Source organism: Pseudomonas sp. URIL14HWK12:I6 (genome assembly GCF_000514195.1).
GTDB classification, from domain to species: Bacteria; Pseudomonadota; Gammaproteobacteria; order Pseudomonadales; family Pseudomonadaceae; genus Aquipseudomonas; species Aquipseudomonas putida_A.
Window position 1 is genome coordinate 43,642 of record NZ_AZVL01000019.1, and the last position, 24,199, is coordinate 67,840.

Genomic DNA, 24,199 nt, shown 5'->3' on the forward strand with positions numbered 1-24,199 from the left:
GCACTCGCAGTGACTCTCATTGTTCACCTCGTTTCTTCAGCAGGCCGATTACGCCTTTGGGCAGATACAACGTCACGACGATGAACAGCGCGCCGAGGAAGAACAGCCAGTATTCGGGGAAAGCCACGGTGAACCAGCTCTTCATGCCGTTGACCACACCGGCACCGAGCAACGGCCCGATCAGCGTGCCGCGACCGCCGAGGGCGACCCATACCGCCGCCTCGATCGAGTTGGTCGGCGACATTTCGCTGGGGTTGATGATCCCCACTTGCGGCACATACAAGGCCCCGGCCAGACCGCACAGCACCGCGCTCAAGACCCAGACGAACAGTTTGAAACCGCGCGGGTCGTAGCCGCAGAACATCAGGCGGTTTTCCGCATCGCGCAGCGCCGTCAGTACCCGGCCGAACTTGCTCTGCGCCAGACGCCAGCCGATGAACAGACTCGCCACCAGCAACAACACGGTAGCCAGAAACAGCACCGCGCGAGTGCCCGGCTCAGTGATGCCGAAACCGAGAATCGTGCGGAAGTTGGTGAAGCCGTTGTTGCCGCCGAAGCCGGTCTCGTTGCGGAAAAACAGGAGCATCCCGGCGAACGTCAGGGCCTGGGTCATGATCGAGAAATACACACCCTTGATCCGCGAGCGGAAGGCGAAGAAGCCGAACACCAACGCCAGCAGACCCGGCGCCAGCACCACCAGGCACATCGACCAGATAAAACTGCTGGTGCCGCTCCAGTACCACGGCAGGTCGGTCCACGACAGAAAGGTCATGAACGCCGGCAAACCATCACCGGCGGCCTGACGCATCAGGTACATGCCCATCGCATAACCGCCGAGGGCGAAGAACAGGCCGTGGCCCAGCGACAGCAGCCCGGCGTAGCCCCAGACCAGATCCAGCGCCAGAGCGACGATGGCGTAGCAGAGGATTTTGCCGACCAGCGTCAGGGTGTAGGCCGAGACATGCAGCGCGCTGTCCGCCGGCAACAGCGAGAGCAACGGCAGGGCGATCAGCAGCGTGAGGATCACCGCGCCGATGGCAAGGGTGACTTTCGGCCCGGCTTTTTGCGTGGCCGTGACAAGTAGAGGCTGGTTCATCAGTCGATCACCCGTCCTTTCAGTGCGAAGAGGCCTTGCGGACGTTTCTGGATGAACAGAATGATCAGCGCGAGGATCAGGATCTTGCCGAGTACCGCACCGATCTGCGGTTCGAGAATCTTGTTGGCGATGCCCAGCCCGAAGGCGGCGAGCACGCTGCCGGCGAGTTGGCCGACGCCGCCGAGCACCACCACCAGGAACGAGTCGATGATGTAACTCTGGCCGAGGTCCGGGCCGACGTTGCCGATCTGGCTCAGCGCCACGCCACCGAGCCCGGCAATGCCCGAACCGAGGCCGAAGGCGAGCATGTCGACGCGCCCGGTGGGCACGCCGCAGCAGGCGGCCATGTTGCGGTTCTGCGTGACCGCGCGGACATTGAGGCCGAGGCGGGTCTTGTTCAGCAGTAGCCAGGTCAGCACCACCACGAACAAGGCGAAAGCGATGATCACGATGCGGTTGTACGGCAGCACCAGATTCGGCAGCACCTGAATCCCGCCGGACAGCCACGCCGGGTTCGCTACTTCAACGTTCTGCGCGCCGAACAGCAGGCGCACCAACTGGATCAGCATCAGGCTGATGCCCCAGGTGGCGAGCAGGGTTTCCAGCGGGCGGCCGTAGAGATGACGAATCACCGTGCGTTCCAGCGCCATGCCGATCGCCGCTGTGACAAAGAACGCCACCGGCAGTGCGATCAGCGGATAGAACTCGATGGCTTGCGGGGCGTAGCGCTGGAACATCAGCTGCACCACATAGGTCGAGTAGGCGCCAAGCATCAGCATCTCGCCATGGGCCATGTTGATCACCCCGAGCAGGCCGAAGGTGATCGCCAGCCCGAGGGCCGCGAGCAGCAGGATCGAGCCGAGGGACATGCCGCTGAACGCCTGACCCAACACTTCGCCGATCAGCAGTTTGCGCTTGACCTGAGCCAGACTGGTTTCGGCGGCGGTGCGCACCCCGGCATCGCTTTCCACGCCGGGTTCGAGCAGGCCTTCGAGGCGGGTGCGGGCCAGCGGATCGCCGGTTTCGCCGAGCAGGCGCACGGCGGCCAGACGCACCGCCGGATCGCTGTCGACCAGCTGCAGATTGGCCAGCGCCAGGCTCAGGGCGGCGTGGACGTTCTCGTCTTTTTCGCCAGCCAGTTGCTGGTCGAGGAATTTCAGCTGCGCGGGTTTCGCGCTTTTCTGCAATTGCTGCGCGGCAGTCAGACGGGTTTTGGCGTCGGCGGCGAGCAATTGGTGGCTGGCCAACGCGGTGTCGATCAGACCCCGCAGGCGGTTGTTCAGGCGCAGGGTTTTCGGCTGGCCGTCGAGGGTCAATTCGCCTTGTTGCAGGGCGTTGATCAGCTCGACACGCGCCGGCTCGGGCTGCGCGGCCCAGGCTTCCAGCAGTCTGGCTTGCTGCACGGGATTGGCGGCGACGAAGTCTTCGGCGTCACCGGCAAAGGCAGTCATCGGCAACAGCAATGCGATGGCGAGGATGAAGCGGTATAGGGTAGTCGGCATAAAGAGTCGCCTTGCGCGGACTAATGGTGGGAGCGGGCTTGCTCGCGAAAGCGGTGTGTCAGCTTGCATATAAGTTGAATGACGAACTGCTTTCGCGAGCAAGCCCGCTCCCACAGGGGGAGTATGTCGGACTGAAAGTCTTACCAGCCCGACACCCAATGGCTCAGTTGCTCTTCACCGCATAATCCGGCTTCTTGTCGTTGCCATCGATAAACGGACTCCACGGCTGCGCGCGGATCGGGCCTTCGGTCTGCCACACGACGTTGAACTGACCGTCGTTCTGGATCTCGCCGATCATCACCGGTTTGTGCAGGTGGTGGTTGGTCTTGTCCATGGTCAGGGTGTAACCGGACGGCGCGGCGAAGGTCTGGCCGGCCAGCGCTTCGCGAACTTTGTCGACGTCGGTGGACTTGGCTTTTTCCGCTGCCTGCGCCCACATGTGGATGCCGACGTAAGTAGCTTCCATCGGGTCGTTGGTCACCGCTTTGTCGGCGCCCGGCAGGTTGTGTTTCTTCGCGTAAGCCTTCCAGTCAGCGACGAACTTCTTGTTCACCGGGTTCTCCACGGACTCGAAGTAGTTCCACGCCGCAAGGTTGCCCACCAGCGGTTTGGTGTCGATGCCGCGCAGCTCTTCTTCACCCACCGAGAACGCCACCACCGGTACGTCGGTCGCCTTCAGCCCCTGGTTGGCCAGCTCTTTGTAGAACGGCACGTTGGAGTCACCGTTGACCGTCGAGATCACGGCGGTCTTGCCGCCGGCGGAGAACTTCTTGATGTTGGCGACGATGGTTTGATAGTCGCTGTGACCGAACGGGGTGTAGACCTCTTCGATGTCCTTGTCAGCCACGCCTTTGGAATGCAGGAACGAGCGCAGGATCTTGTTGGTGGTGCGCGGGTAGACGTAGTCGGTGCCGAGCAGGAAGAAGCGCTTGGCGCTGCCGCCTTCTTCGCTCATCAGGTATTCAACGGCGGGGATCGCTTGCTGGTTCGGCGCGGCGCCGGTGTAGAACACGTTCGGCGACATCTCTTCGCCTTCGTACTGCACCGGGTAGAACAGCAGGCCGTTGAGTTCTTCGAACACCGGCAGCACCGATTTACGCGACACCGATGTCCAGCAACCGAACACCACGGCGACTTTGTCCTGAGTCAGCAACTGCCGGCCTTTTTCGGCAAACAGTGGCCAGTTGGATGCCGGGTCGACTACCACCGGTTCGAGCATCTTGCCGTTCACCCCGCCCTTGGCGTTGATCTCGTCGATGGTCATCAGCGCCATGTCTTTGAGCGACGTTTCAGAGATCGCCATGGTCCCGGACAACGAATGCAGAATCCCCACCTTGATGGTCTCGGCCGCCTGGACAGTCCAGGTCATGCCCATCGCGGCAATGGATGCCGTGAGTGTGAAAGCCTTGATCAAACTGCGACGCTTCATTGTGCGATCTCCATGAACGTTAAAGTTTTTTATGGTTGGCAGATGCGGACGACTGAAGGTGTGTTTTGCAAGGGCTGTGCCCGGTCGGGATCGGGCAGGGAAATGTCGGTTTAGAGCGGTTGCGTGTTGGTGGGATGCACCATGAAGGGACCGGTCGCGTGTGACGGTGCATTCGTGTGCGCCAGATTAGGGCGCCGATTTCGCAAACAGTGCCATTCACTGTGGGAGCGGGCTTGCTCGCGAATGCGGTGGGTCATTCAAAAATGAAGTTGGCTGGCACGGCCTCTTCGCGAGCAGGCTCGCTCCCACAGTTTTTTATGTTTGTTGTGTCAGCGGCGGCGCATCAGGCCGATGAAGAACAGACCGCCGATAGCCGCGGTGGCAACGCCGATGGGCAGGTCTTCCGGCGCGATCAGAGTTCGCGCGGCAACATCGACCCACACCAGAAACAGGCTGCCGAGCAGTACGCAGGCCGGCAGCAGTCGGCGGTGTTCGGCACCGACCAGACGCCGGGCAATGTGCGGCACCATCAGCCCGACAAAACCGATCGAGCCGCTGATCGACACCAGCACCCCGGTCATCAGCGAGGCGATCACAAACACCCGCAGGCGCACCGCGCGGGCATTCAGGCCGAGGGTGACGGCGGTCTGTTCGCCGGCCATCAAGGCGTTCAATGGCCGGGCCATGCCCAGCAGCAGACCGAGGCCGAGCAACACGCTCAGCGCGGGTATCGTCAGCAACTCCCAGCGCGCCAGGCCAAGACCGCCAAGCATCCAGAACATCACCGCCGAACTGGCGCGATGGTCGCCCATGAACAGCAGCAGGTTGGCGATCGCCATCATCACGAACGACACCGCCACGCCGCACAGCAGCAACCGGTCGCTGTCGAGCCGACCCTGACGGTTGGCAATGCCCAGCACCAGAAACATGCTCAGCAATGCACCGATGAACGCGGCAATCGGCAGGGTCAGCAGGCCGACGATTTCACCGATGCGCAGCACCACGATCACTGCGCCGAGTGTCGCGCCGGAGGTGACGCCGAGCAGGTGCGGATCGGCAAGAGGATTGCGCGTCACCGCTTGCAGCACCGCGCCAATCAACGCCAACCCGGCACCGACCAACGCCCCGAGCAACATGCGCGGCACACGGATCAGCCAGACAATGTGCTCCTGCCCGGCGCTCCAGCTCACCTCGCCGAGACCGAAAGCCTTGTGCAGCAGAATCCGCCACACCACGTCCACTGGCACCCGCGCCGGACCAAAACCGAGCGAGACCACGCACGACACCAGCAACACGGCGCCGAGGGCGATCAGCAACAAGGCGTAGCGACGGTCGATCATTCGCCGTGGAATCCTTTGGCCAGGGTTTCCACCGCCAGCACGTTATCGATCCCCGGCGTGGCCTGCACGTAAGGGATGACGATGAAGCGCTGGTTCTTGATCGCATCGACCGATTGCAGCGCCGGGTTCTTCAGCAGAAATTCGATCTTCTGTTCAGCGGTGATTTCGCTGTAGTCGACGATCACGATCACCTGCGGATTGCGTTCGACCACGGTCTCCCAGTTGACCCTCGTCCAGCTCGCGTCGACGTCGTCGAGAATGTTGCGCCCGCCTGCAGCATCAATCAGCGCCTGCGGCATGCCGAGACGCCCGGAAGTCATGGCGCGGTCTTCGCCGCTGTCGTAGAGAAACACGCGCGGCTTGTCGGCGGGCAGGTCTTTGCGGATCTCGGCGACCTGATTCTGCATGTCGGCGATCAGTGCGTTGGCGCGATCCTGCACGTAGAAAATTTTCCCGAGGTTGCGCAGGTCGTTGTAGGTGTCGTCCAGCGTCGCCGCCGGACGCTTCATCACGAAGGCGCAGGATTCGGTCAGCTCATACACGTTGATGCCCAGCGGTTGCAGGGTCTGCGGCGTGAGGTCGCCACCGACGCGCATGCCGTAATCCCAGCCGGCGAAGAAAAAATCAACGTTGGCGTTGAGCAGGGTTTCCACCGATGGATATTTCGCAGCCAGCTCCGGCAAACCGTCGAGCAATGACTGCATTTCGGGCGTCACCGACTTCCAGCCGCTGACGCCGCTGTAACCGGCCATGCGCGATTTGAGGCCGAGGGCGAGCATCATCTGGGTCATGTTGATGTCGTGGCTGACCGCGTGTTTCGGCGCTTCGTTGAAGGTCACTTCGCGGTTGCAGCTATGGATGGTCAACGGGTATTTCGTAGCTTCGGCGAAGGCCTGGGCACTGCACAACAAAAGAGCGACACAAAGCAGGGAACGCACAGTCATGGTCGGGTTATCCAGGTGATTCGCGGGTAGCCGTGAAGAGGGTGGGAATCGATCAACGCCTCGACGCCGAACACGTCGCGCAGCAGCTCGGTGGTGAGTACCTGTTGCGGCGTGCCGCTGGCGACGATCCGCCCGTGATTGATCACGTACAGTCGGTCACAGAACGCGGCGGCCAGGTTCAGGTCGTGAATGCTGGCGAGGGTGCCGATCTGCAGACGTTTGACCAGTTGCAGCAGTTCGAGCTGATAACGCGGGTCGAGGTGGTTGGTCGGCTCGTCGAGGATCAGCAATTGCGGTTGCTGGGTCAGGGCGCGGGCGAGGATCACCCGCTGTTTTTCACCGCCGGACAGGGTGGCGAACGCATGGTCTTCGAAGCCGTCGAGGCCGACGGATTTGAGCGCTTGCGTCGCCAGATTGCGATCTTCCAGCGTGTCGCCATCGAACAGGCCTTTGTGCGGCGTGCGACCCATGGCGACCACTTCTTCGACGGTCAGGCCAAAGGCATCGGGGAATTCCTGCAGGACCACGGCGATGCGTTTCGCGCACCAGCGCGAGGATTGCTTCCACACGTTGTGGTGATCGAGTCTGACCTCTCCGCTTTCCGGCTGGCTGAAGCGATAGGCGCAGCGCAGCAGGCTGGTCTTGCCGCTGCCGTTGGGGCCGATCAAACCGACAAACTCACCGGCGGCCACCTGCAACGAGGCGTCACGCAGCTGGAACTGGTGATGGCAGTGGCCGTGGCCCAGGGGTGTCCAGGCGAGGTTGGCGAGGGTCAGTGAGGTCATCTTCTACTCTGAAATATCGGGTGTTGCTGATGACGCCTTCGCGAGCAAGCCCGCTCCCACAGTGGATCGCATTTCAATGTGGGAGCGGGCTTGCTCGCGAAGGGGCCGGTGAATCAAAAGGTGTAATCGGCCGTGACGAAGAACGATCTCGGCTCGCCGAGAATCCACTGCTGGCCCGCATTGTATTGGCTTTGTGCGTACTGGCGGTCAAACAGATTGTTCAGCTGTAGACCGAGCGTGGTGTTGCGCAGGGCTTGCCACGACAGCGTCGCATCGACCACGGTGTAACTCGGCAGCTCGTTGCGGTTGGCCATGTCGGCGTAACGCGCATCGACATAACGCACGCCGGCCCCGGCCTTCAGATCATCACTGAGGTTTTTGTTCAGCCACAGATTGGCGGTGCGCCGTGGTACATCCACCGGGCGATTGCCGTTGTACGACAGGGTTTGCCCGTCGACCACTTCGGAGAAGTCATCGTACTTGGCCTTCACAATCGCCGCGTTGGCCTGCAGTTGCCAGGCGTGCGGCAGTTGCAGATCGAGGCTGGCTTCCAGGCCGTTGGAAGATTGCTGGCCAACTTGCTGCTTGAGCGTCGGGTTGCCCGGATCGTCGGTCAGCAGTTTCTTTTTGACGATGCGATAGGCCGCCAGGGTGAACTCGCCGCGTTGATCCCAGAACAACTGCTTCATGCCGACCTCGGTCTGGCGTGCAGTCGACAGGTCGTATTGCTGCTGGCTCGGACTGAGGGATATCAGGCCGCCGATGCCGTCGGTGCTGGTCGCGACCTGACCGTAGAACGAAGTCTCGGGCGTCAGGGCAAACACCAGTCCGGCCTTCCAGTTGTTGCCGGTCAGGGTCTTGTCGCTGTGGCTGTCGTCGATCAGATTGTTGCGATCAACGTGCACGTAATCACGGCGCACGCCGGTCACCAGCGACCAGCGCTCGCTCAATTGCGTGCGGTTTTCCGCAAACACTGACATCTGTTTGGTGGTGCTGTCGAACTGGTCGCGGTACGGGTTGGCGCTTTCAAAATAGCCCGGCTGCGGGTGATACAGATCCAAGGGCTGACCGTTGGGCAGCACGTCGTTGAACGGCGAGTTGCTGTTGAGCTGGAAGCGGATGCGGTTGTAATCGACGCCGGTCACGGTCTGGCTGTCGAGGCCGAACAGTGAGTGCTTGAAGGTGAAGGTCTGGCGGTCGCCGACCTGCTCCTGCCGATGGCCGATGCCGAAGTAGCCGCTGCGACTGAGTTGTTGCGTGGTGGTGTCGAAGTTGTAGTTCTCGGCGTTCTGCCAGCGGCGCTGGGCCTTGAGGTAGTACAGCTCGTTGCTGGCGCTGACCGCGTCGTTAATCTGCCAATCAGTGCTCAGGCGCGTCCACTGATCGTTGTAGTGCTGCTGATCGTCGTGCACGTTGTAGTTCTTGTTGCGCAGGCTGTCGCGCAATCGGCCGTTGATCAGTGGCGCGCCGAAGTAGTTTTGCGGGCGCTGATCGCCGTAGTCATGGGCGAGGGTGAAGGCCAGGTCGTCGGTGGCCTGCCAGCGCAGCGCGGCGCTGATGAAATCGCTTGATGAATCACCGCGATCGATCCAGCCGTTGCTGCGCAGGCGATTGAGATTGAGGCGATAGCTAAGGGTATCGGTCAGCGAGCCGCCGCTGTCGAACGCCTGCTGCTGGCTGTCGTAGGAGCCGTAGCCAAGGCGCAGGTGGTTTTCGATTTCACCCTCGAACGGTTTCTTCGGAATCACGTTGACCACCGCGCCGGTCGCGCCTTCGCCGTACAGCACCGACGCCGGACCGCGCAGTACGTCGACGCGCTGCACCGACCAGGTGTCGACCGGAAAGGTCACGGTGCCCATGCCGGTGTACATGCGGTTACCGTCATACAACTGCATCACCGAACTCTGCCCGGTAAAACCGCGTGCCTGCAACGAGGTGCCGCCATCGCCCGGGGTGCCGGTGCGGCTGATGCCGGTGCTGCGCGACACGGCGTCCTGCACGCTGCGATCGCCACGGGCGCGAACCTGCTCGCCGCTGAGGCTTTCGACGCTGGCCGGGGTTTCCATGGCCGTCAGGTTCAGGCGCGAGCCGGCGGTGGTCGGCGTGGTCAGGCTGACACTTTCTGCGTCAACCGCCGGCGCGGAGATGGTGCCGGTGGGCAGCGTCAGCGGCTGGCCGTCGGCGTTGGCGTTGTTCAGGGCGAACAGGCAGAGGCTGGACAAGAGGTACTTGTTCATCGGGACGGTGAATCACTTCTTCAAAAGAAAGCCCGCAACTTTTGGTTGCGGGCAGGGCGGCCTATTTGCGTTATACAGTAACACTAAAAAATGCCGGAGTTTAAGCCCCGGCAGTTTAAAGATCTGTCTGAAACGCGCATCTCGCCTGCTTCACGTTGAAGTTGAGGCAGATTCAGCTTGGCGGCCCAGACGCGACAACAGCAGCCGATCCAGCAGCCAGACCAGCACCAGCGAAGCGCCCACCAGCGGAAAGATCACGGCCAGAGCGAGCATGATCGCCACGCCGGTTTTCCATTTCGGCAGATCATGGCGCAGCGGCGGTACGCCGAACTTGCCCTGCGGACGCCGCTTCCACCAGATCACCACGCCGCTGACGGCGCTGAGCAGAATCATCAGGCAGATCAGCAGCACGATGATCTGGTTGAAGGTGCCAAACATCTTGCCTTCATGCAGCATCACGCCGATTTCCGTGGACCGTGCCACTGCGCCGTACTGTTCGAAACGCACATCGGCGAGGACCTTGCCGGTGTACTGATCGACATGCAGGGTCGCATCGTTACGCGGGTCGTCGGCAAACACGGCAATGGTGAACACCCCGGTCGCGGTGGCCGGCAGGGTGATGCTGTAGCCGGGTTCGACCTTGCGTTCAATGGCGATGTTCTGCACCTCTTGCAGGCTGATCGCGGGTGCGGCGGGACCGTGTTGCATGCCGCCGTGGGCCATGTGTTCGGCGTGGTCGCCGGACATCGGCATCGGCGTGTTTTCCATTGCCCATGGCACGGTCTGGCGCGCGGCGTTATTGAGGCTGCCGGCCTCGACGTCGGAGGTCGGCACGTTGTTCCACATCGCGGCCGGGAACACGTTCCACACCTGGGCGTACTGCTTGCCCCAGAAGCCGGTCCAGGTCATGCCGCTGAGCAGCATCACCAGCAGCAATGCCGCGCCCCAGAACCCGGTGACCGCGTGCAGATCACGCCACAACACCCGACCGCGACTGTTCAGGCGTGGCCACAGAATCCCGGCGGCCTGACCGCGCGGCCACCACAGAAACACCCCCGACACCACCAGCACCACGCCCCAACCGGCGGCGAGTTCGATCAGGCGATCACCGAGCGTGCCGATCATCAATTCGCCGTGAATGGCGCGGGCGACGGCTTGCAGATTTTTCTTCGCATCCTGCTCGCCAAGGATGTCGCCGTGGTACGGATCGATGAACACATTGAGTTCATGACCCTCATTCTTCACGACAAACTGAGCGCTGCGTTCGGCGTTGGCCGGCGGCAGGTACTGGGTGATCTGGCCTTGTGGATAAGCGCTTTTCACCCGTTGCAGCAGATCATCGGCCGGCACCATGTGATGCCCGGCGGGGACGTTGAGCAGGCTGCTGTACATCAGCGAATCGAGCTGCGGTTTGAACAGGTAGATGATGCCGGTCAGGGCCAGCATTACCATGAACGGCGCGACGAATAGGCCGGCATAGAAATGCCAGCGCCAGGCCAGGTTGTAGAAGTTCGGTTTGGGCTTTTGCATCACGTTTGCTCCGCTTGGCTTGGATCTTTTCTTTGTTCTGTATGGGGAGTTTCACCACTGCACTCCTATGGGAGCGGGCTTGCTCGCGAAAGCGTCGTGTCAGGCGCCACCCATGCTGGATGTACCGCCGTCTTCGCGAGCAAGTCCGCTCCCACAAGGGCAAGGCGTGCCGCTCGGTTAGAAACTCATATCGACCTTGGTCCAGAGCGTGCGCCCCGGCTCGTTGATCGCTTGCGGGTCGTTGGCCGGGTAGCCGAAACCGGCGTTGCCCGCCAGGTTCAGGTGCTCGGCGTAAGCCTTGCCGAACAGGTTGTCGACGCCGGTGCTGACCTTCCAGTTTTTGTTGATCCGGTAGGCGCCGTTGAGCGAGAACACGCCAAAGCCGCCGCTCTTGTCGTAGTCCTTGCCGACCACGTTGCCCTTGTTCTGGTCGATGCGGTTTTGCGCCGCGACCACGCGCCACAGCGCCCCGGCGCTCCAGTTGTCTTCGCTGTAGGTCAGGCCGAAGCGCGCATCCAGCGGCGGCATTTGCGGCAGGGCTTTGCCGTCGCTGCTGTTCTTGCCCCAGGCGTAAGCCAGGGTCGCGTCGGCTTTCCAGTTATCGGTGAGTTTGTAGGCGGCACCGAGCTCGCCACCCATGATCCGCGCGTCGATGTTTTCCGCGCGCGAAGTGCTCATGCCCATCATCGTCGGTGTGTAGTCGAACAGGATGTAGTCGCGCACCACACCGATGTAGCCCGAGGCCCAGGCTTCGAGTTCGGCAGTCTTGTAGTTCACGCCGAAGTCGAACTGGGTGGTCTTCTCCGGTTTGATCGAGTCGAACGCATTCAGCGAGCCGGCCGGGCCGGACTTCGGTGAAAACAGCTCCCAGTAATCCGGGAAGCGCTGCGCGTGACCGAGGCCGGCGTACAGCGTGGCCGGGCTGTCAGCGAGGTCATGCTCGTAACGCACGAAGCCGCTTGGCAGGGTGTCGGCGCGGGTCTCGTCGGCGGTCGGATTTGGCCGGCTCATCATTCCCGAACCAATGCGCTGCCGGTAATCCTTGGCCGAAGCACGGTCGACCCGGGCGCCGGTAATCAGCCGATCACGGTCGGCGGCGTACCAGGTCATTTCGCTGAACACGCCGTAGTTATGGAAATCGGCGTCCTTGGTGTACGGCTGATCCTTGTAGGTGTCGATGCCCATGCCACTGCGCTGGCGATGCTCGTTGGTCTGCGCATCGAGACCGGTGATCAGCTGGATGTCGGCCCAGCGCCAGGTTGCCTTGATCCGCGCGCCGAGGGTGCGCCGGTCGACGTTGGAGGCCATGGGCCCCGCCATCATCCCGGTGCCGGATGGGGTGCGCAGGCTGTAGTTGTCCATCACGTGGTCGGCGTAGTTGTAGTAGACCTGCGCTTCGAGTTTCTCCAGTACGTCGGTGATGTTGGATTTTTCGAAGCGCAGGCCGAGGCTTTCGCGCAGGAACTGCGAACCGTCCATGCCGCGCCCGGCGTAGCGCGCTTCGCCGTCGCCCTTGCCGGCGGTGAGTTCGATCAGGGTGTCGGCGTCCGGGGTCCAGCCGAGCGCGATGTCACCGTTCCACTTGTCGTAGCGCGACGGCACGCTGTCGTTGTTGCCGTCGCGATAGTCGTCGGAGTGCGCGGTATTGCCGATTACCCTTACGTAGCCCAATGGCCCGCCGGCAGCGGCGTCGACAACTTTGTCGAAGCGTCCGTTGGAGCCGGCCAGCACGCTGGCATTCACCCGCGTGCCGAGTTCGCCGAAGCTTTCCGGCTCACGGTCGAAGAGGATCGTGCCGGCCGATGCGCCCGGCCCCCAGAGTACGGTTTGCGGGCCCTTGATCACCGTGAGTTTGTCGTAGGTTTCCGGCGAGATGTACGAGGTCGGCGCGTCCATCCGCCCGGGGCAGGCGCCGAGCAGCATGCTGCCGTTGGTGAGAATGTTCAGGCGCGAACCGAACATCCCGCGCAGCACCGGATCACCGTTGGTGCCGCCATTGCGCACCAGGGCGAAGCCGGGAATGGTCTTCAGGTAATCGCCGCCGTCACTGGCCGGCACCGGCTGACGCGGATCCTTGGGGTTGGTGACGATGGTCAACGGCGAGCTGGGAGCGATCGCGGTGATCACCGTCGGACTCAGTTCTTCGTTGTGCCCGGTGTGGTCATCGGCCAACACCAGCGGCGATAACAGAACGCCGCAAAGGACGGCGGTGGCGTGCGAGAAACCAATGCGCGATGCGTTCAGCGCGAAAGACGCCCGGGCAGAACCCGAGCGTGGAACAGCAGAAAACCTGGACATGACAATTTCCATCAAACAGTCGTAAACGACACGGCCGGCAGCCTGAAGCTGTCTTCTCAACCGTGTGCAATCAAAGGTGCGGTGTTTACGCGTTGACGGGCGGGGCGCGGGTGCGGGCGCCGGGGAAGAAGGTCTGCCGGGCATGGCCCAGACGCGGGGAGGGCAGGGTGAAGGTGTTGACGTGGGCAATGCTGAATGTGGCGAACGTGCCGCCACCGGTCAGCGCCGGGCAATTGAACAGCAGGCTGCAATAACCGCATTTTTCCCATAGGGCGTGGTGCGAGGATTGTGGCGGGCAGTGTTCGGCAGCCGGTTGTGCACCGTGCGCGGCGTGATCCATGCCCGGCATATCCATCGCCAAGTCCATGCTCATCGGCATGGAAGTCGAGGCGTGCTGATCCATCGGCATCGACTGAGAAATCAGCGGGCCGATGAAGATCATCAACATGGCGAACAGGGCGATCCAGCTACCGCGGGTCAGAGTCTGGCTCTGGCGATGCAGGCGGGATGCCCCGGCGCGTTGCAGGCGCACGGGCGTAGTCAGCCGGATCGGTTACTGGGCGTGATCGTGTGCCTGGGTATCTTGCGGAGGTTTCTTCTGCACCGCGACTTCGACGGTGACGTTACCGGCCTTCTCGAAATGCAGGGTCAGCGGGAAGCGTTTGCCGTCGCTGAGCAGGCTGCGGTCTTTCGGGTTGAGCAGCATCACGTGATAGGCCATCGGCGCGAACGTCACCTTGCCGCCGGCCGGAATCACCACGTCGGGCACCTGCTGCATCTTCATCAGATCGCCCTGCATCACATGCTCATGCAATTGCGCTTCGGCGGTGATCGGCGAGTCGACGCCGAGCAGGCGGTCGTCGGTCTTGCCGGGATTGCTGATCACGAAATAAGCCGCGACGGTCGGCGCGTTGGGCGGCAGCTCCTGCGACCACGGATGAGCGATTTCCAGCTCGCCGGCCTTGTATTCGTGGGCATGGGCGAAGCACGCCGGCAGCAACAGCGCAGCGATGACGAAGAGTTTGTTCAACATGGCAGTTCTCCAGAACGATTTGATACGCAGGTCAATTGCGAGAACAAATCAAACCAGAGGCGAGGCGCGGGGATTAAGGCTCGGCCATTGCTGGCGCGGTGTCGGTGTTTGCAACGAGGGCGGCGCCACGCTGCGATTGCTTTCGTAGCGGGCGAAATACAGCTGCGGCGTATGGCCCGGCAACGCCACCAGCGGCGCTGAACCCGAGCAGCACCAGCAATGCTGCATGTTGGAATGGCTGTCGTTGGACGGGGCTTTCTGCTCTGGGGCGCCGATGTTGATCGCCACCATCTTCGTCCCGCTGCCGGTGCAGAAGCTGCTCCACAGCAACTGTTCGGCCGGTGAACTGGCCGCCTGCGCCATCGCCCCGGTCATCGGCATGGCGAGCATGTTGAACAGCACTGCAAAGCAGGCGATCCAGGCAAATGCAAGCCGGTGTCGGTTCATGGGGACAGATCCGTTGGGTGGGCGATCAGGCGCGGGCTATTTAGCCTGATCAGGGCCGATAAGTAAAAAGGCGTCGTGCGGTTTGGTGTCGCAGCGATCTCATTAACCAATCGCTCAGTTCACTGGTACCGCGTGAACCTCCATGTCTACTCCCAGCGTAGTTCGGATTACCGAAAAAATTTTTGCCAGATTGTCCATGCTCGGGTTGCCTTTGGCGGACAACATTCGATGCAGGCTTTTGCTGGGCTTTTCAGTCTCCCTTGCAAGTTCTTCGAATCCGACAGTTGCATTGACGAGGTCGCGCAAAATTATCCTCGCAACTTCTGGCTCGCCATTCAGAAAAAGCGTTGCGGCTTCGTCCAGTAATGCCTGGGCAAATTCGGGATCACGTTGTGCACGCTCTGAAATTGAAATTTTGTAGCTTCGAGTGAGCGCCATCAAATTACCTCTGGTTCTGTTCAGCTTTTTTTCGAGTTCGAAATTCGGCTATCAGTGCTTTCACCTGTTTGATGTCCTGTCTCTGTGTGGATTTATCTCCTCCACCGAACAAGATGATCAGTCGTTTTCCCTCTTGTATCAGATAAATTCTATAGCCAGGCCCCCAGTTTATTTTGTATTCGCCGAGACCATCGAACCACTTGATGTTGGAGGTGTTGCCCGCTTCCAACCGTGCCAAGGCTTTCGAAACCCTCGCTGCGGCCGGCACGCTCAAAGTGGAGATCCAACGGCCAAACGGGCTTGAATCGTTTTCTTGTAGATATTCTTCGAGTGTGATCACAGTCGGCCCTGAAGGTAACAAATAGGTTACTTATCATGCAAGCCGTGGATCTTGCCTCAGGAGGTGATCGCCTCCAATTCAACAAGTGTTTCTTGAAGCGTCCAAAACTCCCGATCAACCCTCGGCAACACCGGCCGCTTCAGCACCATCACCGGCACCCCCAACTCCCGCGCTACTTCCAGCTTCGGCTCGGTCGCGGTGCTGCCGCTGTTCTTGCTGATCAGCACATCGATCTGCCTGCGTTCGAACAGTGCGCGTTCATCCTCCAGCAGAAACGGCCCACGGGCGCCGATGACTTCGCAGCGTTCGTTACCGGGATAAGCGTCGAGGGCGCGCAGGGTCCAATACTGGTTGGCAGGGATTTCGTCGAGGTGTTGCAGCGGTTCGCGGCCGAGGGTGAACAGCGGGCGGCGGAACGGTTTGAGGGCTTCGATCAGTTCGGCCCAGTCGCTGACTTCACGCCAGTCGTCGCCCGGCTGCGGCTGCCATGCGGGGCGGCGCAAGGCCCAGCAGCGGATGCCGGCGAGTTGTGCGGCGATGGCGGCGTTGTGGCTGATTTGCGCGGCGTAAGGGTGGGTCGCATCGAACAGCAGGTCGATGCCTTCAGCGCGAATGAATTGCGCCAGACCTTCGGCCCCGCCGTAGCCGCCGACGCGCACCTGGCAGGTCAGGTCGGTCGGCACCCGGCCCACACCGGCCAGACTGTAAATGTGTTCTGGCCCCAGCGTACGGGCGATGGCCAACGCCTCGGTGACGCCGCCAAGCAACAGAATGCGTTTCATGCAAAACCTCCGGCGTGGCCGACAATCCCGCCCTGCCGATCAATCGCAAACACCTCGACCTGCACCTGCGCCGGCACCACGCTGCAGGTGAAATTCAGCGCGTGGCGGCAGACCTCATCGCCGAGGGCAATGCCCGCCGCGCTGGCCATCGCCAAGGCCTGCTGACTGGTGTTCGCTTCACGAATGCTCTGCTGCAACGCCTGATCAGCGCCAATCGCCGCCGCCCATTCAGCCAGTTGCGGCAGGTCGATACTCGAATGCCGCGAGTGCAGATCCATGTGCCCGGCCGCCAGTTTGCTGATCTTGCCAAAGCCGCCGCACAGGCTGAGTCTATCCACCGGCACTTTGCGCAGATGCTTGAGCACCGCACCGACAAAGTCGCCCATTTCGATCAAGGCGATTTCCGGCAGGTCGTAGACCCGGCGCATGGTGTCTTCGCTGGCGTTGCCGGTGCACGCGGCGATGTGCAGGTAGCCATTGGTTTTGGCGACGTCGATGCCCTGATGAATCGAGGCGATGTACGCCGCGCAGGAAAACGGCCGGACGATACCGCTGGTGCCGAGGATCGACAAACCACCGAGAATGCCCAGCCGCGGGTTCATGGTTTTCAGTGCCAGCGCCTCGCCGCCCTCGATATTGACGGTGACCTCGAAGCCGCCGGCATAAGCGCTTTCGGTGGCGAGCAGCGTCAGGTGGTCGCTGATCATCTTGCGCGGTACCGGGTTGATCGCCGGTTCACCGACGCCGAGCACCAGCCCCGGCCGGGTCACGATGCCGACACCTGCGCCCGCGACAAAGCGAATCCCCGGCTCGGCCAGCAGCCGCACGTGTGAATAGAGCAGCGCACCGTGCGTTACGTCCGGGTCGTCGCCGGCGTCCTTGATCGTTCCGGCCTCGGCGCCGCCTTCGGTCAGCCGGCAGAACTCCAGGCGCATCTGCACCTGTTTGCCTTTGGGCAGGACGATCTGCACCGCATCCGCCGACGTACCGCCGAGCAGCAGGCGGGCGGCGGCGAGGCTGGTGGCGGTGGCGCAGCTGCCGGTGGTCAGACCGCTACGCAGGGGCGCGGGTTGTTCGGCGGTTTCGTCACGCATCGAGGGGTTTGACCAGATCCAGCAGGGTAATCGGCAACGCCTGACGCCAGGTGTCGAACTCGCCCAGCGGTTGCGCCTGGGCCACGTGAATTCGGGTCAGTTCGCCGCCGTGGCGTTCGCGCCAGTGCATCAGAGTGACTTCACTTTGCAGGGTCACGGCGTTGGCGACCAGCCTGCCACCGGGCTTGAGTTGTTCCCAGCAGGTTTCAAACACGCCTTCGCGGGTCACGCCGCCGCCGATGAAGATCGCGTCGGGTCGCTCCAGTCCGGCGAGGGCTTGCGGCGCACGGCCACGCACCAAGTGCAGACCGGGCACGCCCAACGCGTCGCGGTTGTGTTCGATCAAGGCCTGTCGGCCCTCGTCCGCCTCGATGGCGATGGCGCGGCAGCTCGGGTGCGCGCGCATCCATTCGATGCCGATCGAGCCGCAACCGCCGCCGACATCCCACAGCAGTTCGCCGGGGATCGGCGCGAGGCGGGCGAGGGTGATGGCGCGGACATCGCGTTTGGTCAGTTGGCCGTCGTGCTGGAATGCCGAATCGGGCAGTCCGGCAAGACGTGACAGGCGCGGTGCCTGCGCATTGGCCAGGCATTCGATGGCGATCACATTCAGATCGGCAATCGCCGGGTCATTCCAGTCATTGGCCGTACTTTCGAGGCGCCGTTCGGCATCGCCGCCCAAATGCTCAAGCACAGTCAGGCGGCTGCCGCCAAAGCCGCGCTCGCGCAGCAGCGCCGCGACTGCCGCCGGACTGTGCCGGTCATTGCTCAACAGCAACAGGCGCACCCCGCTGAACAGCTGCGCATTGAGTGCCGCCAGTGGTCGCGCCACCAGCGAGAGGGTGACCACCTCCTGTAACGGCCAGCCGAGCCGGGCGGCGGCCAGCGAACAGGAAGAGGGCGCGGGCAGGATCAGCATCTCGGCACTCGGCACGTGCCGCGCGAGGCTGGCGCCGACGCCGTAGAACATCGGATCACCACTGGCCAACACGCACACCGCTCGGCCGCGCTGCTCCAATACCGGCGCGAGGGAAAACGGACTCGGCCACAAAGTGCGTTCGCCACGAATGCACACCGGCAGCAAGTCCAGTTGCCGCTGGCCGCCGATGATCCGCGAAGCAGCCAGCAGGGCGCGCCGGGCGTTTTTGCCCAGGCCCTTGAAGCCGTCTTCACCGATTCCCACAACCGTCAGCCAGGGTGTCATGCCGTTCCTTAATCCTGAGTAGATCTTCACGGGCGGCATGATAACGCGACTGCCGGCACCTGACGCAGGTCTGTCGTCGCGGCGTGTCGAGAACAACGCGGAAACTTAATGTCGAGTAATAGTGATTTTTTCAACTTCCGTTTTTGTTAGTTTGATTCCAAGTCAGTTCTTTTTAATAAGTCTGGCGCAATGAAGCTATAAAATTAATACGTGCCAAGTTGGCAGGGAGCGATATGGATATCAATTCAGCTACACGTTTAAGTCAGAGTAATGCAGTTGCCGTTAATAATATGTTGTTCACCGGACTGGAGGGGCGGGCAGAGGCCGATAACAGATTTGTGAGGAACTGCATTTATCTCGCCCAGATCGCGGCGGACAGCCGTTGTGACAGCAGTCTTCAGCCTGCAGAGTGGTTCGATTACTTTGTCGGAGGCTTGTGGTCATGTGGCTGGGAACAGGAGGAGAAACCGGTGGTGCTGGTCCAGGAGGCGTTTTCCGGAAGTGTGCAGGAGGCGTGGCGGCGGTCGACAGCACCCTTGCTCGCCCGCGTTCAATTAGCGCAGGTTGAAGCCGGGCTGGCAGCGCTTGAAAAAGATGTAGCGCTACTGCAAAAGTTTACCGCCCTGAGTGGCAAAACCTTCACCTCGCACATTGTGCCGGTCAGTCAGAACGCCAACGGCGAGTTGGTTGTGTTGCTCAGCCATATCCGCTTTTTCAAGTTGGTGTTGAGTACCAACTACCTGTTCTGGCAGGTCCATCAACCGATGTCGCAACTGGACATCCGCGCCAGGAGAATGGTGATCAATCGCCGGGACATCGACAAAAACCGGGACGTTGTAGATCAGGCGATTCGCGAGAGCGTGCCCGACCTTGAGGAGGTCGAACTCTGAACAGCCGCAGTTTCCGACCGGCAGGCATTTTCATGCGCTCGGGCAAAGCAGGCATAATGGCGACCTTTCGCCCACCACAGCGCTGCCCGTCAGCCGGTCATCCCTTGAACGAACGCTCAATGTCCACCGCTTTGCGCCCCTCGGCTTGTCCGGGGTTGCTGCGTATTGTCCAAGCGCTGGACGGCGGCATTTGCCGGATCAAGCTCAATGGCGGCTCGATCACTGCCAATCAGGCCGACGCGGTGGCCGATGCAGCCGAGCGTTTTGCCAGTGGCGCGATCGAGGCGACCAACCGCGCCAATCTGCAGATTCGCGGCATCGGCGAGCAGTCCGCGGCATTGGTCGACAGTTTGCAGGCCGCCGGGTTGGGGCCGCAAACCGCAGCGGGCGACGATGTGCGCAACCTGATGCTCAGCCCGAGTGCCGGGATCGATCGGCAGTTGCTATTCGATACCCGGCCTTTGGCCGAACAGACTCTGGCGACATTGCAGACGCATCCGCGCTTTCACCAGTTGAGTGCCAAGTTCGCCGTGCAGCTGGACGGCGGTGAGGCGTTGGCGATGCTCGAGCATCCGCATGATCTGTGGCTGTCGGCGTTCGAACGTGACGGTGAAGTGTTGTTGGCGTTCGGTCTGGCCGGCTGCCCGACCGATCGTGCGGCCGGTGCCGTGAGCGTGGAAAACGGCCATGCACTGGTGGTCGCGGTGCTGGAGTTGTTCCTTGAGCTGGCTCGGCCGGAGCAGACCCGCATGCGCCATTTACTCGATGAACTGCCGCTGCTGGCGTTTCTCGAACAATTGCGCGAACGCGTGGCGATCAAAGCTGCCGTTGCTCGACAGCGCACGCCGATGGCGGATGCGCTGCATATCGGTGTTCACGCGCAAAACGCTGACGACCGGGTATATGTCGGTGCGGTGCCGGCGCTCGGCCGTCTCGATCCGGCCATGCTGCGGGGCGTGGCCCGGCTGGCTCGCGAGTTCGGAGATGGCAGCCTGCGTTTCACCCCTTGGCAAAGTCTGCTGCTGCCGAACGTGAAACCCGCCGACCCGGGGCGAGTCCTGCAACACCTGAGGCAATTGCACTGGCTGACCGACACCCGCGAGCCGCTGTCCCGGCTGATTGCCTGCACCGGCTCCAGCGGTTGTGGCAAAGGTCTGGCCGATACCAAACACGACGCGCGGCTGCTGGCGACGTTGTTGCCACAGGCGCAGCACGTGCACCTGTCCGGTTGCCCGCGCTCTTGTGCGGCGGCCCATTGCGCCCCGGCGACATTGCTGGCGGTCAGCCCCGGTCATTACGACCTTTATTTTCGCGATGCAGCGCTGCCGGGTTTCGGCACGCTGCACGCACGCAACCTTACTATTGAAGCGGCCGCGATCCTGCTCGACGCCCGCTCACGGAGCCCCCTTGATGCTTGATTACATCCGCGACGGTCAGGAGATCTATCGCAACTCCTTCGCGATCATTCGCAGCGAGGCCAATCTGGCACGCATCCCGGCCGATCTGGAAAAACTCGCGGTGCGGGTGATCCACGCCTGCGGCATGGTCGAGGCGGTCGATGGTCTGCAGTTTTCCGAAGGTGCCGGCAAGGCCGGGCGCGATGCGCTGGCGGCCGGTGCGCCGATCCTGTGCGACGCGCGGATGGTCTCCGAAGGCGTGACCCGCGCCCGTCTGCCAGGCAACAACGAGGTGATCTGCACTTTGCGTGACGACAGCGTGCCGCAGCTGGCCCGTGAGCTGGGCAACACCCGCTCGGCGGCCGCGCTGGAACTGTGGCGTCCGCATCTGGAAGGCAGCGTGGTGGTGATCGGCAACGCGCCGACCGCGCTGTTCTATCTGCTGGAAATGCTCGACGCCGGGGCACCGAAACCGGCGCTGATCCTCGGCTTCCCGGTAGGTTTCGTCGGCGCTGCCGAATCGAAAGCGGCGCTGGCGGCTGACAGTCGCGGCGTACCGTTCGTGATCATGCAAGGCCGGCTCGGCGGCAGCGCCATGGCCGCCGCAGCAGTCAATGCCCTCGCCACGGAGATCGAATGATGCAGGCCAAAGGACGTTTGATCGGCCTCGGTGTGGGCCCCGGTGATCCGGAACTGATCACCGTCAAAGCCCTGCGTCTGCTGCGCGAGTCGCCAGTGGTGGCGTACTTTGTCGCCAAGGGCAAGAAGGGCAATGCGTTCGGCATTATCGAAGCGCACCTGCAGGACGCGCAGAATCTGTTGCCGCTGGTGTACCCGGTGACCACCGAAGTGCTGCCGGCGCCGCTGTCCTACGAGCAAGTGATCAGCGATTTCTACGATGAAGCCGCCGAGACTGTGGCCGCACATCTGGACGCCGGCCGCGATGTGGCGGTGATCTGCGAAGGCGATCCGTTCTTCTACGGCTCCTACATGTATCTGCATGACCGGTTGTCCACGCGCTATGAAGCCGAAGTGGTACCGGGCGTGTGCTCGATGCTCGGCGGCGCCTCGGTGCTCGGCGCGCCGCTGGTGTATCGCAACCAGAGCCTGTCGGTGCTCTCCGGCGTGCTGCCGCATGAGGATCTCAAGCGCCGTCTTGCCGACGCCGATGCGGCGGTGATCATGAAACTGGGGCGCAACTTTCCCAAGGTCCGTGCGGTACTCGAAGAACTCGGTCTGGCCGAGCGGGCGCTGTACGTCGAACGCGCGACCATGGCCAATCAGAAGATCGTGCCGCTGGATCAGGTCGAGCCGATGTCCTCGCCGTACTTCTCGCTGATCATCGTCCCGGGCGAACGGTGGCAAGGTTGATGACGCCATCCACACCGGCCATTGTCATCCTCGGACAAGGCGCGCTCGCTACCGCACGGCGGATCCAGCAGTTGTATCCGACAGCGCAGATCCACGGCCTCGCCGGACGCGTCGAAGGCGCCGACTGCAGCTATCAGGAATTCGGCGCGACCCTGCGTGAGTTGTATCAGCAAGACACGCCGATCATTGCCCTGTGCGCGGCCGGCATTGTCATTCGCACCCTGGCGCCGTTGTTGCTGGAAAAAGGTGCTGAACCGGCGGTGCTCGCCGTTGCTGAAGACGGCAGCGCCGTGGTGCCGCTGCTCGGTGGCCTCGGCGGAGTGAATGTCATGGCCCGGGAAATCGCCGCCGCATTGCAGGTCGCCGCGGCGATCACCACCAGTGGCGAATTGCGTTTTGGCACCTGCCTGCTCAATCCACCCAGCGGTTATGCGCTGGCTGATCTGGAACTGGGCAAGCGTTTCGTTTCCGATCTGCTGGCGGGGCACAGCGTGCGCATTGAAGGGGCGGCGCCGTGGCTGGATCAGGCGCAGTTGCCGCAAGACCCGCAGGCGCAGCGCTCGATTCATGTCGGCAGTGCCGAGCGTGTCGCGAGCGCCAACGAGTTGCTGATCTATCCCCGCAGTGTGGCGGTGGCGGTGAGTGCGCAGTTGGACGATCTGCCGCATGCCGTGCGCGCCGCGTTGCAGCAGGCCGGGGTTGCGCAGCAGTCGCTGGCCTGTCTGCTGGCGGCTGACACTGAAATGGCGTCGGCCAGACTGCGTGAAGCCGCCCTCGAACTGGGGGTGCCACTGCGCTTTGTCGCGGCGCAGAAAGACCTCGGCGAGTTGGCTCGTCAGGCACTGCCGCAGGCCGCGATCAGCAATACCAACGGTCTGGCGATTGCGCGGGCCGAACAGCCGCTCGACGTCGCGCAGATCGGTCGGCAGCGTGGGCGCCTGGCGGTGATCGGCCTTGGCCCCGGCGCTGCCGAGTTGATGGTGCCTGCGGTCAAGGCGGAACTGGCGCGGGCCACCGATGTGCTCGGCTACGAAACCTATGTGCGCATGGCCGGCCCGTTTCGCGATGATCAGGTGCAGCACTGCACCGACAATCGCGAAGAAATGCAGCGCGCCCGCCACGCCTTCCGGCTGGCGGCCGAGGGGCGTTCGGTCATCGTGGTCTCATCCGGCGACCCCGGCGTGTTCGCCATGGCCGCGGCGGTGCTCGAAGCGTTGCACGAGTCGACCGACCCGAAATGGCACAGCGTCGAGCTGGAAATCCTGCCGGGGGTGTCCGCCTCGCTTGCCACGGCTGCGCAAGCGGGTGCGCCGCTGGGGCATGACTTCTGCGTGATGTCGCTGTCGGACAACCTCAAACCGTGGTCGATCATCGAGAAACGTCTGGATCTGGCGGCCGAGGCCGATCTGGCGCTGGCCTTCTACAACCCGATCTCCCGTGCGCGTCCCTGGCAATTGGGGCGCGCATTGGAAATCGTCGCGCAGCATCGCAGCGCGGTAACGCCGGTGGTGCTGGGGCGCGACATCGGTCGCCCGGGGCAAACCCTGCGCGTGACGACACTGGGGCAACTGACCCCGGATCAGGTGGACATGCGCACCATGGTGCTGGTTGGCTCTTCAACGACATGCACCTTCCCCAAGGCTGAAGGTGGCGAGTGGGTCTACACGCCGCGCTGGTACGGCGAAAAGCCCCAGTCCTGAGCCGTTGGCGAGGGAGCTTGCTGCCTCGCCAACCGCGATCTCCCGCACAGATTGTTTCCGGATCTGACCGCGTCATATTGTTCAACGCGACCTGTACGATCTGCTCCGCTTCTGTGTGAGAGCTTTCTCTTTGCTTACATTCTGTTCGACTTATCTTGAATACTGATAGACAGAGCTGAAATTGCAGCCTTGATAATTACGCGTTCTGCTCGGGTGCGTTTGATTTATATATTGATTGTAGAAATAACTTGTTGCCGTTACATGCGTTATCAGTTGTTTTTTAGTTGTTGATTTTGACATGTATTGAAAGTTTTGAAGTTTGAGCTCCGATTCGCCAGAAGT

At 62.2% G+C, this 24,199-nt stretch carries 22 protein-coding genes and 1 pseudogene; 5 read left to right on the forward strand and 18 right to left on the reverse strand.

Features of this window, described 5'->3' with window-relative positions; genetic code table 11:
• Positions 1 to 16: 16 nt before the first annotated feature.
• The 18 genes and pseudogenes from urtC to H043_RS0121470 form a co-directional block, all read right to left on the reverse strand.
• A complete protein-coding gene (gene urtC / locus H043_RS0121390; RefSeq protein ID WP_027613562.1) occupies positions 17 to 1,096 on the reverse strand; it encodes an urea ABC transporter permease subunit UrtC in 1,080 nt (359 codons plus the stop codon).
• Positions 1,096 to 2,598, reverse strand: coding sequence for an urea ABC transporter permease subunit UrtB (urtB, locus tag H043_RS0121395; protein WP_027613563.1), 1,503 nt, complete (start codon positions 2,596 to 2,598; stop codon positions 1,096 to 1,098). The genes urtC and urtB overlap by 1 nt, the downstream gene beginning before the upstream one ends.
• A 163-nt stretch (positions 2,599 to 2,761) precedes the next feature.
• Positions 2,762 to 4,027, reverse strand: coding sequence for an urea ABC transporter substrate-binding protein (gene urtA, locus H043_RS0121400; RefSeq protein ID WP_027613564.1), 1,266 nt, complete (start codon positions 4,025 to 4,027; stop codon positions 2,762 to 2,764).
• A 219-nt stretch (positions 4,028 to 4,246) separates the two neighbouring features.
• Positions 4,247 to 4,336 (reverse strand): annotated as a pseudogene (locus H043_RS30790) (metal ABC transporter ATP-binding protein); the annotation flags it as partial.
• 20 nt (positions 4,337 to 4,356) lie between these two features.
• Positions 4,357 to 5,367: an iron ABC transporter permease gene (locus tag H043_RS0121405; RefSeq protein WP_027613565.1), complete on the reverse strand. Its 1,011-nt coding sequence runs from the start codon at positions 5,365 to 5,367 to the stop codon at positions 4,357 to 4,359.
• A complete protein-coding gene (locus H043_RS0121410) occupies positions 5,364 to 6,311 on the reverse strand; it encodes an ABC transporter substrate-binding protein (protein ID WP_027613566.1) in 948 nt (315 codons plus the stop codon). The genes H043_RS0121405 and H043_RS0121410 overlap by 4 nt, the downstream gene beginning before the upstream one ends.
• Positions 6,308 to 7,096 carry an ABC transporter ATP-binding protein gene (locus H043_RS0121415; RefSeq protein WP_027613567.1) on the reverse strand — a complete coding sequence of 263 codons (789 nt, stop codon included), beginning with the start codon at positions 7,094 to 7,096 and terminating at the stop codon, positions 6,308 to 6,310. Before H043_RS0121415 ends, H043_RS0121410 begins: the two co-directional genes overlap by 4 nt.
• A 113-nt stretch (positions 7,097 to 7,209) precedes the next feature.
• Entirely contained in the window at positions 7,210 to 9,333 is a 2,124-nt protein-coding gene (locus tag H043_RS0121420) for a TonB-dependent siderophore receptor (RefSeq protein ID WP_027613568.1), read from the reverse strand.
• A gap of 150 nt (positions 9,334 to 9,483) precedes the next feature.
• Positions 9,484 to 10,863, reverse strand: a complete 1,380-nt coding sequence (locus H043_RS0121425; protein WP_027613569.1) for a PepSY domain-containing protein — start codon at positions 10,861 to 10,863, stop codon at positions 9,484 to 9,486.
• A gap of 177 nt (positions 10,864 to 11,040) precedes the next feature.
• Positions 11,041 to 13,161 (reverse strand): TonB-dependent copper receptor, encoded by a 2,121-nt coding sequence (locus tag H043_RS0121430; RefSeq protein WP_027613570.1) that lies wholly within the window; start codon positions 13,159 to 13,161, stop codon positions 11,041 to 11,043.
• A gap of 85 nt (positions 13,162 to 13,246) precedes the next feature.
• Entirely contained in the window at positions 13,247 to 13,693 is a 447-nt protein-coding gene (locus tag H043_RS0121435) for a DUF2946 domain-containing protein (protein WP_027613571.1), read from the reverse strand.
• 21 nt (positions 13,694 to 13,714) lie between these two features.
• Entirely contained in the window at positions 13,715 to 14,194 is a 480-nt protein-coding gene (locus H043_RS0121440; RefSeq protein ID WP_027613572.1) for a copper chaperone PCu(A)C, read from the reverse strand.
• A 48-nt stretch (positions 14,195 to 14,242) separates the two neighbouring features.
• The gene (locus tag H043_RS0121445) at positions 14,243 to 14,641 is read right to left on the reverse strand and encodes a DUF2946 domain-containing protein (RefSeq protein WP_027613573.1); all 399 of its coding nucleotides are present in this window, start codon (positions 14,639 to 14,641) and stop codon (positions 14,243 to 14,245) included.
• 114 nt (positions 14,642 to 14,755) lie between these two features.
• Entirely contained in the window at positions 14,756 to 15,079 is a 324-nt protein-coding gene (locus H043_RS0121450) for a DNA-binding protein (protein WP_027613574.1), read from the reverse strand.
• A gap of 4 nt (positions 15,080 to 15,083) precedes the next feature.
• Positions 15,084 to 15,419 (reverse strand): type II toxin-antitoxin system RelE/ParE family toxin, encoded by a 336-nt coding sequence (locus tag H043_RS0121455; RefSeq protein ID WP_027613575.1) that lies wholly within the window; start codon positions 15,417 to 15,419, stop codon positions 15,084 to 15,086.
• A 56-nt stretch (positions 15,420 to 15,475) separates the two neighbouring features.
• On the reverse strand, positions 15,476 to 16,201 hold the full coding sequence (locus H043_RS0121460) for a cobalt-precorrin-6A reductase (RefSeq protein ID WP_027613576.1): 726 nt from the start codon (positions 16,199 to 16,201) through the stop codon (positions 15,476 to 15,478).
• Entirely contained in the window at positions 16,198 to 17,295 is a 1,098-nt protein-coding gene (locus H043_RS0121465) for a cobalt-precorrin-5B (C(1))-methyltransferase (RefSeq protein ID WP_027613577.1), read from the reverse strand. Before H043_RS0121465 ends, H043_RS0121460 begins: the two co-directional genes overlap by 4 nt.
• Positions 17,288 to 18,499 carry a bifunctional cobalt-precorrin-7 (C(5))-methyltransferase/cobalt-precorrin-6B (C(15))-methyltransferase gene (locus tag H043_RS0121470; protein ID WP_027613578.1) on the reverse strand — a complete coding sequence of 404 codons (1,212 nt, stop codon included), beginning with the start codon at positions 18,497 to 18,499 and terminating at the stop codon, positions 17,288 to 17,290. Before H043_RS0121470 ends, H043_RS0121465 begins: the two co-directional genes overlap by 8 nt.
• 233 nt (positions 18,500 to 18,732) lie before the next feature.
• Here H043_RS0121470 and H043_RS0121475 point away from each other — a divergent pair, with 233 nt between their 5' ends.
• From H043_RS0121475 to cobJ, 5 genes are all read left to right on the forward strand, one after another.
• A complete protein-coding gene (locus H043_RS0121475; RefSeq protein WP_027613579.1) occupies positions 18,733 to 19,389 on the forward strand; it encodes a hypothetical protein in 657 nt (218 codons plus the stop codon).
• Between the two features lie 119 nt (positions 19,390 to 19,508).
• Complete coding sequence (gene cobG / locus H043_RS0121480) at positions 19,509 to 20,807, forward strand: precorrin-3B synthase (protein WP_027613580.1); 1,299 nt, start codon at positions 19,509 to 19,511, stop codon at positions 20,805 to 20,807.
• Entirely contained in the window at positions 20,800 to 21,426 is a 627-nt protein-coding gene (locus tag H043_RS0121485; RefSeq protein WP_027613581.1) for a precorrin-8X methylmutase, read from the forward strand. The genes cobG and H043_RS0121485 overlap by 8 nt, the downstream gene beginning before the upstream one ends.
• Positions 21,426 to 22,157 carry a precorrin-2 C(20)-methyltransferase gene (locus H043_RS0121490; protein ID WP_027613582.1) on the forward strand — a complete coding sequence of 244 codons (732 nt, stop codon included), beginning with the start codon at positions 21,426 to 21,428 and terminating at the stop codon, positions 22,155 to 22,157. Before H043_RS0121485 ends, H043_RS0121490 begins: the two co-directional genes overlap by 1 nt.
• On the forward strand, positions 22,157 to 23,857 hold the full coding sequence (gene cobJ, locus H043_RS0121495) for a precorrin-3B C(17)-methyltransferase (protein WP_027613583.1): 1,701 nt from the start codon (positions 22,157 to 22,159) through the stop codon (positions 23,855 to 23,857). Before H043_RS0121490 ends, cobJ begins: the two co-directional genes overlap by 1 nt.
• Positions 23,858 to 24,199 lie beyond the last annotated feature (342 nt).